The organism is Chitinophaga sp. YIM B06452 (genome assembly GCF_039655965.1).
Taxonomy (GTDB): domain Bacteria; phylum Bacteroidota; class Bacteroidia; order Chitinophagales; family Chitinophagaceae; genus Chitinophaga.
The window spans coordinates 1-475 of sequence record NZ_JAWLKY010000018.1; the positions used below are offsets into that span (position 1 = coordinate 1).

Genomic DNA, 475 nt, shown 5'->3' on the forward strand with positions numbered 1-475 from the left:
TGCCCTCCACCAAGTTAAACTGTTCATCGAACAGCACAAAATTCAAATAAGCTTTCGGCCGCCCGGGGTTAGCGGCCTCGTTGTCCTTGTCCTTGAGCCGCTGGTAAGCATTGTTGAAGTCATTGTTGAAGGGCGTGTTATTGGTAGTCCCGCTGATGCCCGCACCATGGCCTTGCTGGCCCGGGGTCTGGCCATTCCCAAAGGCGCTGATCAGTGCGCTGAGCATGTCCTGCGGCGGGACCGACTGTTTGTTCTGCGGGGTTTGTTGCGATTTATAGAAGGCTTTGGCCCCCAGCTGGATCGTATCCCCCGCCATCACTTTGAGTACCAGGCTGGGACCGATCTTTTTATCCGGGTTGTTGGCGTTGAGTTTAGCTACAAAGCTGTTCTGTTCCGTAGTGGCGTCCTGCGGGTAGCCGGTGGGTTTGTCTGTCCTGGTGGCCTCGATGTTGCTGAACAGGGCTGCTTCTTTGGC

At 55.8% G+C, this 475-nt stretch carries 1 pseudogene; it reads right to left on the minus strand.

Features of this window, described 5'->3' with window-relative positions:
• Window positions 1–475: pseudogene (locus tag R3I13_RS26985) on the minus strand (hypothetical protein); the annotation flags it as partial.